Annotated in this window: 17 protein-coding genes; 4 read left to right on the top strand and 13 right to left on the bottom strand. The window is 41.0% G+C overall.

Annotated elements, in window-relative coordinates; all coding sequences use genetic code 11:
* Nucleotides 1-6 precede the first annotated feature (6 nt).
* From ACFX4E_RS13420 to ACFX4E_RS13440, 5 genes are all read right to left on the bottom strand, one after another.
* Nucleotides 7-486: a DUF2798 domain-containing protein gene (locus ACFX4E_RS13420; protein ID WP_377238401.1), complete on the bottom strand. Its 480-nt coding sequence runs from the start codon at nt 484-486 to the stop codon at nt 7-9.
* 198 nt (nt 487-684) lie between these two features.
* On the bottom strand, nt 685-1929 hold the full coding sequence (gene gltP, locus ACFX4E_RS13425) for a glutamate-aspartate/proton symporter GltP (protein WP_377238402.1): 1245 nt from the start codon (nt 1927-1929) through the stop codon (nt 685-687).
* Nucleotides 1930-2130: 201 nt separating this feature from the next.
* On the bottom strand, nt 2131-2469 hold the full coding sequence (locus tag ACFX4E_RS13430; RefSeq protein WP_028409337.1) for a zinc ribbon domain-containing protein YjdM: 339 nt from the start codon (nt 2467-2469) through the stop codon (nt 2131-2133).
* Between the two features lie 90 nt (nt 2470-2559).
* Nucleotides 2560-2760 (bottom strand): hypothetical protein, encoded by a 201-nt coding sequence (locus tag ACFX4E_RS13435; protein ID WP_098248022.1) that lies wholly within the window; start codon nt 2758-2760, stop codon nt 2560-2562.
* Between the two features lie 31 nt (nt 2761-2791).
* Nucleotides 2792-2974 (bottom strand): hypothetical protein, encoded by a 183-nt coding sequence (locus ACFX4E_RS13440; RefSeq protein ID WP_057244319.1) that lies wholly within the window; start codon nt 2972-2974, stop codon nt 2792-2794.
* Nucleotides 2975-3199: 225 nt separating this feature from the next.
* Here ACFX4E_RS13440 and ACFX4E_RS13445 point away from each other — a divergent pair, with 225 nt between their 5' ends.
* A complete protein-coding gene (locus ACFX4E_RS13445) occupies nt 3200-3538 on the top strand; it encodes a hypothetical protein (RefSeq protein WP_263033993.1) in 339 nt (112 codons plus the stop codon).
* Nucleotides 3539-3567: 29 nt separating this feature from the next.
* Here the strand turns inward: ACFX4E_RS13445 and ACFX4E_RS13450 are convergent, their stop codons facing one another.
* The 3 genes from ACFX4E_RS13450 to ACFX4E_RS13460 form a co-directional block, all read right to left on the bottom strand.
* Nucleotides 3568-4179: a CBO0543 family protein gene (locus ACFX4E_RS13450; protein ID WP_028409339.1), complete on the bottom strand. Its 612-nt coding sequence runs from the start codon at nt 4177-4179 to the stop codon at nt 3568-3570.
* A gap of 38 nt (nt 4180-4217) precedes the next feature.
* Nucleotides 4218-4718, bottom strand: a complete 501-nt coding sequence (locus ACFX4E_RS13455; RefSeq protein WP_028409340.1) for a CBO0543 family protein — start codon at nt 4716-4718, stop codon at nt 4218-4220.
* 297 nt (nt 4719-5015) lie between these two features.
* Nucleotides 5016-6626, bottom strand: a complete 1611-nt coding sequence (locus ACFX4E_RS13460) for a gamma-glutamyltransferase family protein (RefSeq protein WP_377238403.1) — start codon at nt 6624-6626, stop codon at nt 5016-5018.
* A 162-nt stretch (nt 6627-6788) separates the two neighbouring features.
* On the opposite strand from ACFX4E_RS13460, the gene ACFX4E_RS13465 reads away from it, so the two are divergent.
* Nucleotides 6789-8177, top strand: a complete 1389-nt coding sequence (locus ACFX4E_RS13465; RefSeq protein WP_221841043.1) for an alpha/beta fold hydrolase — start codon at nt 6789-6791, stop codon at nt 8175-8177.
* Nucleotides 8178-8211: 34 nt separating this feature from the next.
* Here the strand turns inward: ACFX4E_RS13465 and ACFX4E_RS13470 are convergent, their stop codons facing one another.
* Nucleotides 8212-8541 carry a 4Fe-4S dicluster domain-containing protein gene (locus tag ACFX4E_RS13470; RefSeq protein ID WP_013084034.1) on the bottom strand — a complete coding sequence of 110 codons (330 nt, stop codon included), beginning with the start codon at nt 8539-8541 and terminating at the stop codon, nt 8212-8214.
* Nucleotides 8541-10139: an FAD-dependent oxidoreductase gene (locus ACFX4E_RS13475; RefSeq protein ID WP_377238404.1), complete on the bottom strand. Its 1599-nt coding sequence runs from the start codon at nt 10137-10139 to the stop codon at nt 8541-8543. The genes ACFX4E_RS13470 and ACFX4E_RS13475 overlap by 1 nt, the downstream gene beginning before the upstream one ends.
* Nucleotides 10140-10631: 492 nt before the next feature.
* Here ACFX4E_RS13475 and ACFX4E_RS13480 point away from each other — a divergent pair, with 492 nt between their 5' ends.
* Nucleotides 10632-12062 carry an MFS transporter gene (locus ACFX4E_RS13480; RefSeq protein ID WP_272767138.1) on the top strand — a complete coding sequence of 477 codons (1431 nt, stop codon included), beginning with the start codon at nt 10632-10634 and terminating at the stop codon, nt 12060-12062.
* A gap of 95 nt (nt 12063-12157) precedes the next feature.
* On the opposite strand, the gene ACFX4E_RS13485 is transcribed toward ACFX4E_RS13480, so the two are convergent.
* Nucleotides 12158-12700, bottom strand: a complete 543-nt coding sequence (locus ACFX4E_RS13485; protein ID WP_377259037.1) for a GNAT family N-acetyltransferase — start codon at nt 12698-12700, stop codon at nt 12158-12160.
* A 92-nt stretch (nt 12701-12792) separates the two neighbouring features.
* On the opposite strand from ACFX4E_RS13485, the gene ACFX4E_RS13490 reads away from it, so the two are divergent.
* Nucleotides 12793-13257 carry a hypothetical protein gene (locus ACFX4E_RS13490; protein ID WP_057244309.1) on the top strand — a complete coding sequence of 155 codons (465 nt, stop codon included), beginning with the start codon at nt 12793-12795 and terminating at the stop codon, nt 13255-13257.
* Between the two features lie 181 nt (nt 13258-13438).
* On the opposite strand, the gene ACFX4E_RS13495 is transcribed toward ACFX4E_RS13490, so the two are convergent.
* Together ACFX4E_RS13495 and ACFX4E_RS13500 are read right to left on the bottom strand one after the other, a co-directional pair.
* Nucleotides 13439-14623 (bottom strand): M20 family metallopeptidase, encoded by a 1185-nt coding sequence (locus ACFX4E_RS13495; protein WP_057244308.1) that lies wholly within the window; start codon nt 14621-14623, stop codon nt 13439-13441.
* Entirely contained in the window at nt 14601-15941 is a 1341-nt protein-coding gene (locus tag ACFX4E_RS13500) for an LLM class flavin-dependent oxidoreductase (protein ID WP_377238407.1), read from the bottom strand. Before ACFX4E_RS13500 ends, ACFX4E_RS13495 begins: the two co-directional genes overlap by 23 nt.
* Between the last annotated feature and the right edge of the window lie 302 nt (nt 15942-16243).

Below are 16243 nucleotides of genomic sequence, written 5' to 3' on the forward strand. Positions count from 1 at the left end.
TTTGACTTAAGCAGCTGCGGTATTCTTTTTCACAAATTTCATGAACAATAAGCGAACTAAAGGTCCCATAATAAGAAGCTGAAGCGGGTATGCCACGATAAAGTTTTTTATCACGATCAATGCATAGCTTGAAAGAAGCGGCTCTCCGTCTAAACCTTTTGTAAGCGACATCGTAATTAACCCGTATACAGACATGCAAAGCACCATTCCGATCACCATACATGATGACAAAATCAACACGACTTTTAACTGTTTTGACTTATCAAACGGCAGTGAAAATGCTACTTTTTTTGCTACAGGACCGACAAAAAAAGTTTCGACAGCCATGGCAACTGCAAAGGTGATAACCAAGTTCAAAATACCTTCTGCGAGCGTGATATGCCCGATGACATCATTTATTAACATGTTATACACCGTCATCACAAGCACCATCCCTCCGCACATCATCATTCCAAAATATATACTTTCTTTTTTAGTTGTTGGCACATTCCTCATCCTTTTCATCTTTTTTACTTGGCTTAGTATAGCTTTTTATCTTCCTTCTTCGTAAGTGAACATTTTGTGAACATTTGTAAGCGGCTGCTCCTCTTTTTGTGGAGGGATAAGTATGACAAACCACTCTAGTCTGCACCTTTGAAACGTAAACAAAAACCCCCGCTTTATGGACTAAAGCGGGGGTTCATTTTATAGAGATTCTGTGTGCGACCCGGGCGGGATCGGCGTTTGGGTGCGGAAGACTTTTTCCCATTTCGAGACGACAATACAGGCAATCGCGTGGCCTGGAACGTTGACTCCTGTTCTGGCCATATCCATAATGCGATCCACTCCTGCAATAATTGCCACTCCTTCAGCCGGCAGACCTACTGCGTTGGCTGTTGCTAAAAGAACAACGAGTGAACCTGACGGGACAGCCGCAATTCCTTTACTTGTCATCACGAGTATAAGCATCATAAATAATTGCTGAGTTAATGGCATATCAATGTTAAAAGCCTGTGCTAAAAAGACGCATGAAACGGATAAATAAAGAGTGGAGCCATCACAGTTTAACGACAGGCCGGACGGAATAACGAACGACACAACTCGTTTAGGGCATCCGTACTTTTCCATCCGTTCCATCAGCTGTGGCAGCACCGTTTCCGTACTTGTTGTTGAAAACGCAATAAGAAACAAATCCCAAATCATTTTGAATACTTCAAAGTAGTTGAATTTGAATATAAACCCAACAAGCGGAAATAAAACAAATAAAATAATAAAAAGACCTAAAAAGACGGTTCCAATAAGCTTTAGCATTGGAAGCAGAAGCACAATGCCGTATTGCCCTACAGATGCAGCCATTAGCGCTAGTACACCAAGAGGCGCTGTGACCATGACAATTTGCGTTAATTTAAACATAATTTTAGCCGTGGATTCAAAAAACTTCATTGCAGGTTCGGATGCTTTCCCAACTCCTGAAGCGGCAACACCAAATAAAATAGCAAAGAAAATCACGGCCAGCAAATCATTTTTTGCCATCACATCTACGATATTTGTTGGAATGATGTTTAAAATCATTTGTTTAAAGTCCACGACTTTCTCAGTGTACTGAGACAATTCACCGATATCTTTTTTTACAAGATGAGAAAGATCGAGGCCTACTCCAGGCTTTAGCAAATTCACTAACAGCAGACCGATTCCTAATACGATGGTAGTAATGATTTCAAACCAAATAATCGTCTTTAATCCTAGACTCCCCATTTGTTTCATACTGCCGCTTCCCGCAGCACCTATGACGATGGTTGAAAAGACAATCGGCACCACAATCATTTTAATGAGGCGAATAAACCCGTCCCCTATCGGTCTTAAAGCCATCCCGAAGTCCGGGAAAAAGTGCCCGATAAAAGCTCCGATTACTAATGCAATTAAAATTTGAAACGCTAAAAACTTTTTCACATTTCTACCTCCCTTTTGCCTTCATGAAACGGACATCCATTCCATTAATATCCAAATCCTGAGACACTTTAAGTAAGTTCGGGACATTTAGCTAGATTCCTTCTAAAATAGACAAATTGGTCTATATATTTCGCTTTATCAGTTAAAATGCATAGAAAAAAGCCAGAGTGAAGTTGTTCTTCATCCTGGCTTTTTTAATTCTTATGCTTTTTTAACAAACTGAGATTTTAAGCTCATCGCTCCAAATCCGTCAATTTTGCAGTCGATGTTATGATCGCCTTCTACTAAACGAATGCTTTTTACTTTTGTTCCGATTTTGACAACCGATGAGCTTCCTTTTACTTTTAAGTCTTTGATGACGGTAACTGAATCTCCGTCTTTTAAAAGGTTCCCGTTTGCATCTTTTACAGTCAGCTGTTCTTCTGTGCTTTCTGTTTTTTCATCTTGCCTCCATTCATGCGCACACTCCGGGCAGACGAACAGGTTTCCATCTTCATATGTATACTGTGATTGACAGCTTGGGCAATTAGGTACATTCATTTTCTTTTCCTCCAGCAGCAGCTCGTAGCCAATAGTACGATTACGAGATTACATTTTTTATCTGTTTTATACTGTCACAATTTCACGAGATTAACAAGCTTTTCTATTTCCTTGCTGCTGATGTTTTCTTTTCCAAATAAGTGAGCCGATAAACAGAACAAAACCCGCTCCAAAGACAAGAAGCTGATCTACATAAAAGTCACCTGTTTTTACATACCGTATAATAAATAATCCTCCAAACATCAGCATCAGCATACATGAAAATCGAATGAGGTATGAATTGATTTCCATCTTTCATTCCTCCTTTTTGTAAGACTTTGTATTACGAAAAAAACACGAACCATATGCCAAATGTAACTCCGTATAACGGTAAAATGACGGCTAGTTTTTGCTTCCACCCTTTAAAAAAGGAAGCATTACGAGGCGCAAACCAAAGCTCTAACGTACCGTATAACAGCAGTGCTCCCGCTGCTAATATCGCAATCACAGTCTCTCCTAAGTCCATACACACTCCTCACTTTCATTCTACGCACTTGAAGCTAAGCGCAGCGTATATAGTAAGTCTCATCATTATAAAAGACCTTACACTCGTGATGCATGAGGATTTTGAACACTTTCTAACAATACATTTATTACCATTATATCATAATAAAAGCATTTTTGAGACTTTTTATACATGTAAATTATTGTATAATGAAAAGTAGACACAGAGAAAAAAGGGGAGAATTTTTTGAAGAGAACTCAGCTTATTTTTGTTATTACACTGCTTATTGAAGCTGGATTAACCTATGCGTGCTCATCATTTTTGTCTATCCGCTTTATTGAGCTTATGTTTTTTAGCGGACTTTTGTTTTCAGTTTTGACTTTTTGGTTTTCAAGCAGCGGAAGCAACAGCGCTCATTCTCACTATAAAACTCATTCCATGAGATTAATGTCTGGGGCCACTATTGAACACAATCCGTTTCGTTTGCGCTGGACGGCTTATTTTCTTGCTTCTTTAAGCTTTACGGGAGTGGGCCTGATTTTTTTCGTTCTGCTGCTGACGGACGTTATTCCTCCAGTAAGCTAAAAAACCTGCTCTTCACAGAGAGCAGGTACTTACGAGAACAGCTTGAGAAGCAGGCATTTTCGCTTTACTTTATTCGCAACAGCTTGAGTCACATGATCTTTTAAAGGCCGCGTCAATATTCGTTTCAGCGGATGTTTTAGCATCCGTTTGCTCACGGGAACTTTAAAGATAACGCTGAGAACCACTGTTGCTAAAACCGAGAGCAGTAAGACCGCAAAAGGCTTTTTTTGAAACCATCTCGAGAAGATAAGCATCATTACGTAAATAAGTGCAGACCACCCCAAATGCCAGCCGTGCCTAAATGTAATCCCCTTACACCTGAGCCCAACCCATTCTACAAACGAAGCTGTACATACCCATTTTGTAATATATTTCACCTGCTTAGCGAGTGTAGACGGATAAGTAGCTAAGAACGACAAAATCATGAGAGGCGTAATGAACATAAGGTGTAAAATACGCAGTACTTTTAATGAAAGATGAGAAGATTTAAAATCCCAAAGCAATTTATCATTACATAAAAAGTAGTAGAGCATATTAAAAAAGCTCACGTATAAAACCCCAGCATACAGCTCGCGTATTTTGTTCCACGTTTTCTTATGGATATTTTGAAAAATCAGCCATAGAAGGACAGAAATATGCACCTTTGTTCACCTCTCTAACGTCGTTTTTAGAATCTCTGCTATTGTATTTTCGTTTCTTCCTGCTTCTTTTCAATTTTTCGAATCCATCCAATAAGCATACGGTTAAGATACGATTTTAACGTTACGCTAGTAAAAGTGTGATACCACATCCAGCCTGTTTTCCACTCGATGAGCTTCGTTCGTTTTTCAGCCCATAATTCAATAAAAAACATTGGAATCGTAAAAAACATAATTTTATATAAAACTTTTAACCCTTTATCGTAATATGTAGCTTGATTAATCATGACGGATATCATAGGATAAAGCAAAAAGTCGAACAACACGTTAATTCTAAACTGTTTTTTCAATAAGCGAGTTGGATATCGAAGAAGGCCGTGAGTTACAATAAATTTATCAATAATACCATTTGTTAAGGCGTTAAATACATAGGCCAGCAGCCAGTCTTTAATCGGTGGTTTTCTAAATAAAAAAGGGAGAATCCCCAGGGCGATAAGTAGCATTACACGTAAAAATTTCACTTCAAACTTTTTATTTCTCATCACCTTTTCGCTCCTTTCACCAAGTGTTGTTAGCCTACCTTCATGTCAATTGGCAGCTTGAGACGGCTGTTCTCACCACGCTCAATTATTGCTTATGTTAATTTATAAAGATACGCAGCAGCGTCTAATGTAAATTTTCCGTACATAACCCTTAAGTTCACGCTATCCATACATACGTAAATATTTGTTTTAGTTTTCAGTTCTTTGAAGAGATTTATACATGTGGTTGAGACATGAAAAAAGCCCAACTCTAATCAGTACGGGCTTCTTCCTTCACCTATTGTGTTTTTTTAAACGTTACCATCCGGCTACGAATCCATCCGTTCGTGATTCACTTCCTCCGCATAGCACGCCGCTTTCAGGATCTCTCCAAATAATCTGTCCGCGCCCAAATGCCATAGAATCCACGGCTACTTCAATTTTATGTCCTTTTCGTTCAAGCGCTTGTGCTACGTGGGATGGAAAAGCTGGCTTCACAAGCACCGTTTTATCTTTTTTCCACTGCCATCTTGGCGCGTCTAAAGCAGCTTGAGGATGAAGCTGAAAGTCAATCGTATTCATGACGACTTGCATATGTCCCTGCGGCTGCATAAAACCTCCCATCACTCCAAACGATCCTACGGGCTCATTATTTTTAGTGAGAAAGCCCGGAATAATGGTATGAAACGTTTTTTTATTAGGAGCAAGGCAGTTATCGTGATTAGGATCCATTGAAAAATTGTGGCCGCGGTTTTGCAAGGCAATTCCCGTTTCTGGCACAACGATTCCAGAACCAAAGCCCATATAATTACTTTGAATAAGCGAAACCATGTTTCCTTCTTCATCAGCCGTTGCTAAATACACCGTTCCGCTTCCAACAGGCTCTCCCGCTTCAGGCTGCAGGGCATGTTCTTTTATAAGGCCGCGGCGATAGCTTGCATATGTATCAGACAGAAGCTCACTAACAGACACGCTCATTTTTGCTTCTTCCGTAATGTATTTTTCTCCATCTGCAAACGCAAGCTTTATCGCTTCTATTTGTTTATGATACGTATCCACGGCATCTTTTTCTAGAAGCTCAAAGCCCTTTACGATATTTAATGCCAGTAACGCAATAAGCCCCTGACCGTTCGGAGGAATTTCCCATACATCATATCCACGGTAGTGAGCGCTAATAGGATTCACCCACTCAGGCTCAAAAGCAGACAAATCTTCTTTTGATAAAAAGCCGCCGTGTTTTTTACTGAATGCATCAATACGATCCGCAAGCTCGCCTTTATAAAACGCTTCTGCATTTGTTTCGCCAATGAGCTGAAGCGTACGGGCATGATGGATGGATGACCACATTTCTCCTGCTTTTGGTGCTTGTCCATTAGCCGCAAACGTTTGAAACCACGATTCAAATTCTTTGCTTGTATGTACTCGTTTAAACGTATCGTACGCTTGTTTCCATTGTTTCGCGAGAGTAGGCGCTAGCGGAAATCCTTCTTTGGCGTACTGAATGGCAGGCTGCAGTACTTGAGAAAGAGGCAGTTTGCCAAATCGCTTCGATAAAGCAGCCCAAGCAGCCGGAGCCCCGGGAACCGTAACGGGAATCATTCCGTATTTAGGAATATCTCTGTATCCTTTTTCCTTTAGCGCATCAATGGAAATAGACTGGGGAGAAGGTCCGCTAGCGTTTAGTCCATACAGCTGATTATTTGTCCAAACAAGCGCAAACGCGTCTCCTCCGACTCCATTAGATGCGGGCTCTAATACGGTAAGGCTCGCAGCTGTCGTGATTGCTGCATCAATGGCATTGCCGCCTTTTTTTAAAATATCAAGGCCTGCCTGCGCTGCGAGCGGCTGAGATGTAGATACCATTCCTTTTTTTGCATAAACAGGAACTCGGTAAGATGGATGTGGATGATAATGCGGATCATAGGTCATAAAAGCGCTCCTTTTTTAGATGTTTAAATTTTCTAAATAATTTAACTTCTTTATTTTACCATATTCATAACGCATCGGCTTTTTTATCTTAGAATGACATGACTCCTTTTACCTAAAATTGGTATACTGATAGAGTACAAGAATCGCCAAGGAGGATGATGTATGAAAAAAGTAAAAGCTGCCCTTCCACTCGCTGTTTCTTTAGCACTCGGGCTTCAAGCACTTCCTATGTCCACTTCACCTGTTCAAGCTGAAGCAGCGGCGAATGCTGCTCATCATTCAGCAAAAGTTGAAGTCAAACGAGCAAACGCATTTTTAACGAATGTCGCCAACGGCAAAACAAAAGAAGCTAAGCGCTATTTTTCACGCAGCCTGCAGTCCAAAATGAGTGAAGACAACCTAAAAACATGGTGGTCAGCTCTAACGGCTCAGTTTGGTGCTGTAAAAAAGATTGGGACAGCTGTACAAGGTGAAGTCAATACCGTTCATCGAAATATAGAAATTCCCATTGAATTTGAACACGTATCAGCTACTTTAACCATTCGATTTAGTCAAAATCGGCAAATTGATGATTGGCGAATCGTACCGGAGGAGCGCCAGTTTTCGTTTTCCACACCGCCTTATGATACCTCTAAGAACTACAGTGAAAAACAGCTTTCAATCGGCAAAGCACCTTACGAACTTCCAGCAACGCTTACTCTTCCAACACGTTCAAAACATCAAAATGTACCCGTTGTCATATTAGTTCACGGATCAGGACCTTCTGATCAAGATGAAACGTTTATGAGCTTAAAGCCGTTTCGAGATCTGGCTTCTGGACTGGCTTCTCAAGGAATCGCCGTTTTACGCTACAACAAGCGTACATACGAACATACAGCTAAAATGTCCGGTGAAAATAAAATAAACGTCGACGATGAAACAACGGATGATGCCGCACTCGCAGTGGAAGCAATGGCAAAACAAAAAGGCATCGACAGCCGCAATATTTTTATACTAGGACACAGTCAAGGCGGCATGATGATGCCCAGAATTTTAAATCAAACGCCGGATAAAAGCGTGCGCGGCTCTATTTTACTCGCTGCACCGAGCCGCACACTTCCAGAGTTAATGCTTGAACAATTTGCCTATCTTGTATCGCTGAATCAGCTTCCGAAAGAGCAGCTTGCGTTTTTCCAGCAGCAGTTTGCCATTTTACAAGACCCAAGCTTTTCACCAGCTCAGCCGCCAAAAGAGTTCCTGCTTGGCACGCCTTATTTTTGGTATGACGTAGCTCACTGGCACCCTGCAGAAGTCGCAAAATCTCAGGACACGCCTCTGCTTCTTTTACAAGGAGCACGTGATTATCAAGTAACGACCGAAGATTTTGAAGGCTGGAAACAAAGCTTATCTCAGCGTTCCAACACTTCTTTTAAGCTTTATCCAAAGCTCAACCACTTTTTCACAGAAGGAACTGGTGAAAAAAGCACACCCGATGAATATGCTGTTTCAGCCAACATTCCTTCTTATGTCATTGATGATATTGTGAAATGGGTTCGTGAAACGAAAAAGTAAAGAAAAAAGAGCGGCTGTTTCCGCTCTTTTTTCTTTACTTTCTATTTAAGATGATATGCGACTGATCGGAAGAAGCGGTGGATTTTCTTCCTTTTCCCCAGCCTACAGCTTCCCGGTAACTTCCGAGCAAGTGCTGATTTATTACATGCTGTTCATTTACTTCTACAGTTTGTTCAGCTAAAGGCGTCACATATAAAGCATCTACCGGACAGTACAGTTCACACATAAAGCAAGTTTGACAATCGGATTGACGAGCTATGGAAGGAGCACCTCCCATTCGAGAGCGGTCAAAGACATTTGTTGGACAAACGGATACACAAAGATTGCAGTTAATACATCGGTCTTCACTAAGAAGCTCGATCATTAAATAACCCCCTTTACGCGATCAGAAGATTTTGTACCTAAGGGTCTCGCCCAGACTTCCTGCACCCCTCCGCTTAGAATGCGGTAGTGTTGCTTGGAATCCATAAACGGAAAATCGTCACGCCGGTGCATTCCTCGCGTTTCTTTCCTTTCTAATGCACTTGTATACATCCATCGCGTCGTTGCCGTCATGGCCGCAAGCTCTCGACTTCTCACGATGTTTCTTTCTTTATCATATACTCCATTCTTCAACTCATTCCACACGGCATTTAACTTCATAAGGGAATCTTGCAGTCTTACTTCTGAACGGAACCAGTTTCGATCATATGGAAAGACTTCGCGCTGAACCGATGCTATCATTTCCTTCGTATCAGCTGCGTCAGAAGAAGCTACTGACTTTGTGATTCCTGACGCTTCTGATAAGCCTTTTGCATGTCGACTTGCGGCATTTTTTCCTTGCTTAACAGCAAATGCTGCCGCTGCTTTTCCTGACCAGCAGCCTGAAGAGATAGCCCACGCTGCATTATGGCTTCCTCCTCCCGTAAATCCTCCGCAAATTAATTCGCGCGTTGCCGCATCTCCGGCTGCATATAAACCTGGAATGTCGGTTCTACACGTTTCATCTGTAATGTGAATACCTCCTGTTCCTCTAACAGTTCCTTCAAAACGCAGGGTGATTGGAAACATTTGAGTAAAGGGATTTATATGAAGACGATCAAATGATAAAAAGAAATTTGGCTGTGATAAGCGCATGGCTTTTTGAATGCTTTCATCCGCTTTGTCCAGCCTTGCATAAACGGGCTGGGTCATTAACGTTCTGGCAATGATGGAACGTCCTTTATGAGAACCAGCTCCTTCAATCACTGTACCGTCTTCATAATAAAATGTAGCCCATTTATAAAATGCAGATTTTGTGATTGGAGAAAAAGCTGGCGAAATTGAATAAGCATTTGAAAACTCCATACCTGAAAGGGCCGCACCTGCTTCTGTAGCTAATAAGTAACCGTCTCCTGTTAAAACATTTGTACCGAGTGCTCCGCTCAGAAATGCACACCCTCCCGTTGCAATCACAACTGCAGCAGCCTCTACTCTCCATGTTTCTTGCGTTTGATTATTGATTCCGCACGCACCTGCCACACCGTGTTCATCTGCAAGAAGCTCCAGTGCGGGGCTGTGGTCCAAAATCTGAACGTCTGCTTTTTGAAGCTGACGCCGCATTAATCTCATATATTCAGGACCTTGAAGAGTCGTTCGCTGAGAAATCCCTTTTTCATCTACTGGAAACGGATAGCCAAAATGCGCTAACTCATTTACTTGTTCAAACGTACAATCAAGCACTCGCTTCATCCAGCTTCTTTCGGCTAAATATCCTCCCAGCTCTTCCCTGCTTTTCATCGCGGTCATCTGTTCATCAGAAGTGGGCTTTACATACCAAACTCCTGTACCAGAAGGCGCAGTTGCTCCGCTCGTTCCGCAATATCCTTTATCAACAAGTACAGCTTTTGCACCTTCTTTAACTGCTTGCAGAGCTGCCCATGCACCAGCAGGGCCTCCTCCAATAATTAATACATCTGTATGAAAATGAAAGTCGGCAGTCATATACGGATCCTCCTCTTAAAATGTTTACGCTCTCAAAAACCTTATTAAGAAAAAACTTACTTACTGTCCATTCGACTATTTTGCTCATCGCTAAATTTATACCAACTATTCCGTTCCAGAATCCAATTCTTCCATAGCAGCCGTTCAATAAAAAAGGAGACCAGTCCATTTGTTTCACCACAATGGTCTGGCCTCCAGTTGCCTAGTAGGCGCGTTTTTTCGTACAGCGTCAGCAATACCTAGTAATTCACTTTGTTTAATTATATATTAAAAGTTTATGCTAGGATTGTCAATGATTATGTTATTCTTAGAATTTATTTCGATTGTTCGTATCTCGTATTGACAACTCTATGAATTTTTTGGTAAATTAATCTCACTAAACGTATAGGAATTAAAAAAACCGACCAGACAACTGGAGGCTCTTATTCTTTTAAAAAGAATGAGAGCCTTTTTGTTTCCTGAATTATATGTAATACGATAAGGAGGTCAAGTATGGCAAGTGCTCAACCACACGTAATTCAATCCCGTCAAGACATTATCAACTTTGTTAATTCAAATCCAGTTACCTCTAAAAGCTGGAAAATCATTTTAGTAGCTTTAGGGGGCATTTTTGTCGATGCCTACGACTTTACCAGTCTCGGAATTGGAGCTGATCAATTAAAGGAACAATTTAACCTTTCTCCTGCCGGCCTTGGAAGCCTTACAGCTATTATGGCCTTTGGCGCCTTGCTAGGAGCTACTGTAGGAGGATATTACACGGACAAATTCGGCCGCAACAAAATGTTTTTAATCGATTTATTTTTCATGGTATTCTCTGCTCTTGGCGCTGCTTTAGCAACTGATTTAGTTTGGTTATTTATCTTTCGGTTTTTAATGGGCGTAGGCGTAGGACTAGATGTTCCGGTAGCGCTCAGCTTTATTGCTGAGTTTAGTAATTTAAAGAAAAAAGGCCAATACGTGAACTTGTGGTGTCCCCTGTGGTACGTGGCCGCAACTGTTACTGGACTTGTTGTTCTTCCTTTTTACCTGCTCGGGCAGCACGAAGACATTTGGCGCTGGTCGGTAGGATTTGGAGCTGTTGCTGCACTAATCGTGTTAATTTTGCGCTACCGCTACATGGATGAAAGTCCAATGTGGGCGGCTCATCATCTTCCGCTTAAAGAAGCTGTCAAGGTGTTAGAGAAAACCTATGACATACAAGTCACGGTGGCTAAAAATGCAAAAGAAGAACCAGTATCTCGTTCAAAAAAACTGTCTTACAAAGCTATTTTCCAAGGAAAGTATCGGGCTCGGACATTTCTAGCTTCCATCATTACGGCTACTCAAAGTATGCAGTATTTTGCAGTTGGCTTCTATATCCCAACCATCTCCACGCTTATTTTTGGTAAAGGAATGATTTATGCAATTATCGGTACTCTTTTCTTTAATTTATTTGGGATTATTGGCGGCTTTACACAATCACGGCTAACTGAGCAAGTTGGCATAAGAAAACTTGCGATTACAGGCTATATCATTTGTTCTTTAAGCTTGGTCCTGATGGGACTAACAGGTGATACTCATTTTATTGCGCTGCCCATTTTATTTATTGCTTTATTTATTTTTGGTCAATCTTTTGGCCCAGGAGCGCAAGGGATGACAATGGCCACTCTTTCTTACCCTACTGAACTGCGAGGGCTAGGCTCTGGATGGGGGCAAGGAACAACGCGTATCGGCAGCATTTTAGGTTTTTACTTATTTCCGGTTGTCCTTTCAATTGGCGGGATCTATACGACGTTTCTGGTTCTTACAATCGTTCCCGTTATTGGGCTGATCGCGACGATTCTTATTAAGTGGGAGCCTATTGGCACAGATGTCGAAAAAGAAGAAGAGCAAGAATTTGAAAGCGATAAAAGCTTTAGTAAAAAAAGTGAGGTCTATCACTAGCTATAATCCTAGTAAAAACGGAAAACACCTTCAAGTGCAGTGTGCTTGAAGGTGTTTTTTTGTTAAAGGTCGATAAAATACATACTCGTAAAAGGCTATGCAAAGCGCCCCATCACTACCGTGTTATAGTACTTGCCGTCAGACAGCACCTTATCATTTTTTAATACTCCTTCTATTTCAAACCCGAACTTTGTATATAAATCAATCGCTTTTTTATTGGTCTCTAACACATTTAGCGTCATTTTCTTCATGTCCGCGCTATCTGCCCACAGTATGGACTGCTGTAAAAGCTCTTTGCCAATTCCGTATCCCCAATGTTCTTTTGCGATGCACACACCAAACTTTACTTTATGAGAAAATCGTTTCAATTCGTTGCCTTGGCACCTTGAAAATCCGACGATTTCATTATGTACGCTTGCTACTAAAAATAAGTTTCGTTTACTTTCTGTGTCACGTTGAATAAGTTTTTCAAAATCGGATTCGTCCATATATCCTTCCCCTGGTTCACGATCTAAGTTTTCCGTTTCTCCGTCTAGCTGAACTCTAAGGTGAGACAGTTCGTGTGCATCGCTGGTGTCAGCTGAACGAATGATGTACTGAAGTCCTTTTACATTATAGATTTGCTGGTTGATGACCATCGTATTCCTCCAAGCGTCTTTCATAAATCTATCAATTGAATTTAATTTCCTTTAATATAAATATTATACATAAAGAAAGAGAGCTGAACGAGTTGCTTTGGTTACTGCTTTTAATTCTATACGGCATTTACAAGTTCTATAAATCAAGAAGACCTCTAACGAAGTTTGACCATTTTTATGAGAAAGCGTTTGAGCTAGAAGAAAAAAAGCGATATGAAGATGCTCTTGATATACGCAATCAAGGGATCGAACTCCATACCCTTACCGATTTAGAACGAGCTGATTTACATTTAGCAAATGGGCGTATGCTTTTAAAACTAAAGCAATACGAAGAAGCAACAAAACACTACGATGCCTCATTTAAGCTAGCAAAATATGAAAAATTCCCTTACTCAGAAGGATTTGACGAAGTCATTGAAGCTTACTTGTATGCAGGGCGTAAAGAAGATGCGCTGATAATAACCAACGACATGTTAAAACGGCAAAGCTATGATCAAAAATTTAAAAAGCTAGAGCCTTTAAAAGAAAAGCTTCTTTCATATGAAGATTCATGGTAAAATTAAACAATTGAAAGCGTATTATTAAGAGCGACTGAGGTGAACGTAATGGTCATAACCGTCATTGTAGGAGTGCTGGGTTTAATTGGTTTAATTGCAGCAGGTTTTGCGACGAATTATAAAGATACGAAGTAAGGATACATAAAAAAGAACAAGAACCAAATAGGTTCTTGTTCTTTTTTTAACGAGCCAACAGCTTTTCTGTTATGCGCAAAAACATCTTTACGCCAATTTCAAGCGAGTCTTCATCTACCGTAAACTTCGGATGATGATGAGGGTATACGATGCCTTCTTCTTCATTTCGTGCTCCAATGTTAAAAAACGCCCCTTCCGTTTCCTGCAGGTAAGCTGAAAAATCTTCTCCTCCCATTTTAGGAGACAGCGTTTTAACCCGTTCTTTTCCATATTCTTCGATAGCTGTTTCTTCAATTAAACGCGTAATTTCTTCAGAGTTAATGACAGGATGATAGCCTTTTTCATACGTAAACGTGTACTCTGCGCCGTAGGCTTCTGTTAGTCCTTTTACGATACGGTCAATTTGTGCCGGAACTTTTTCTCGCAGAGCCGCGTCAAAGCTGCGAACGGTTCCGTTCAGCTCCACTTTATCAGGAAGTACATTGTGCGTAGTTCCTCCGTGAAATTGTGTAACTGATACAACTAATTTATCAATAGGATTGGTCGTTCTTGAAACAATGGTTTGAAGGTTCGTCACAATTTGCGCTCCTACCACAATGGCATCAACTGCTTCATGAGGCGCTGCGGCGTGTCCTCCTTTTCCTTTAATCGATATGTTAAACGTGTCAGGCGAAGCCATCATAGGACCTGCAAGCACGCCGATTTCTCCGACGGGAAGGCCAGAATTCAAATGCGTGCCAATTACGTAATCCACCCCTTCCACCACGCCTTCTTTCACAAGCTCCTGCGCTCCTCCCGGCAGCAGCTCTTCTGCGTGTTGAAAAATCAAGCGAATTTCTCCTTTAAATTCATTTCCTAACTGAGAAAGAACAGAAGCTACTCCTAATAAAATAGCCGTGTGACCGTCATGTCCGCATGCATGCATCACGCCTTTATGAACAGAAGCAAATGCAAACGTGTTTTCTTCTTCAATCGGCAGCGCGTCCATATCCGCTCGAATCGCAACTACTTTCCCCTGCTCTTTTCCTATTAATCTAGCCACCACGCTTGTTGGTGTAGGACGCGTAATGATAAAGCTTCCAAACGAACGAAGCGTATCTTCAACGTACTGAGCCGTTCGATGCTCTTGAAACGATAATTCAGGATAGCGATGAAAATGTCTTCTCCACTCAATTACCTGCTTCTTTAAGCTTTCTGTGACGCTGTATTCACTGATTAATTTGACTGTCATACACATACTCCTCCTTTGTTTGACTATATCGATTGGCTGGAACGGAAAGGTTCAAATTCCCGCGCAGCGTACTGCTTTCATATGAAGTGTCGTAAAGGCCACGCTCTTGTAAAATAGGCACTACTTTTTCCACAAATTGATGAAACGTCTCGCTCATAAAAGGACGAAGCACAAATCCATCCGCTGCTTCTTGCTCATGCCATTTTTGCATTTCATCCGCTACGTGTTCAGGTGTCCCTGAAAACGGCGAACGCGGCAATATTGTTTCAAGCGCCACTTGTCTTAACGTTAACTTTCGAGCAGCCGCCGCTTGTTTAATTTTATTTGTCGTGCTTTGAAAGGCATTTGCTCCGATATCCCCTAACTCTGGAAACGGTGCGTCTAGGTCAAATTGCTGAAAGTCGTAGTCATCAAAAAAACGAGCTAAATATGTAATGGCGTGATCAATTGGAATTAGCGCAGCAAGCTCTCCATATCTTCTTTCTACATCTTCCTCGCTATCTCCTATAATTAAATCAATACTTGGAAAAATGAGAAGCTCTTCGGGATTTCTTGCTCTATTTTTCATATCTTGATAGAATGCCCGCGCTTCTTCTAGTGTATGTGCATTTGTATAAATCGCATCGGCATTCTCTGCTCCGAATTCTCTTCCTCTTTCTGATGAACCTGCTTGAAACACAACCGGATGTCCCTGCTTTGAACGAGCAATATTTAACGGCCCTTGAACTTGAAAATGTTTGCCTTTAAATCCAAGCGTATGCATTTTCTTTGGATCAAAAAACTGCCCGGTTTCTTTTTGATAGATAAAAGCATCGTCTTCCCATGAATCCCACAGTCCTTTTACTACGTCGAGATGCTCTTTTGCAATTTCGTATCGTGCGCTGTGAAGAGGAAGATATCCTCTGCTGTGATTGCGCGCTGCCCTTTCTTGCGGAGAAGTAACTACGTTCCATCCCGCTCTCCCTCCGCTGATATGATCAAGAGACATCAGCTGGCGAGCGATTGTAAAAGGCTCACTGAAACTTGTTGAAATCGTCCCGACTAGTCCGATATGACTCGTAGAAGCAGCGAGAGCTGACAGCAGCGTAATAGGCTCAAAACGATTTAAAAAGTGAGGAATAGACTTTTCAGATATAGCTAATCCATCTGCAATAAAGACAAAGCTGAACAGTCCTTTTTCCAATATACGCGCTTGTTTCTTATAAAACTCAATATTAATGCTCGCATCAGGCTCTGCGTTAGGATGTCTCCATCCATCCGTCGTATTTCCAAGGCCTTTAATATTTGCTCCTAGCTTTAGCTTTCTTTTTTCACTCAACGTATACTTCCTCCTTTTTACGACAAATAAAAAGAGATGCTTTGATTGTTCAAAGCATCTCCAGTCGTCTGGTCGATTATTTTTAAACGGCTATTTATTTAGAGAAAATAGCTGTTGACCTCTCATTTATTTAGCTTACTTGAATAGTATACTCACTATTCCTATAAGTCAAGTTTGTTTTTAGTTAAAATAAATGATCTCTTTTTTCTTTAACTAAACTTAATTACGATTTCATTCTTTTTAAATTTCTTAAAACTCATTTTGACTATCGGAATAACCGGTGATATAACTATATGTACATT

Source organism: Priestia sp. YIM B13491, assembly GCF_042787605.1.
Lineage (GTDB): Bacteria > Bacillota > Bacilli > Bacillales > Bacillaceae_H > Priestia > Priestia megaterium_E.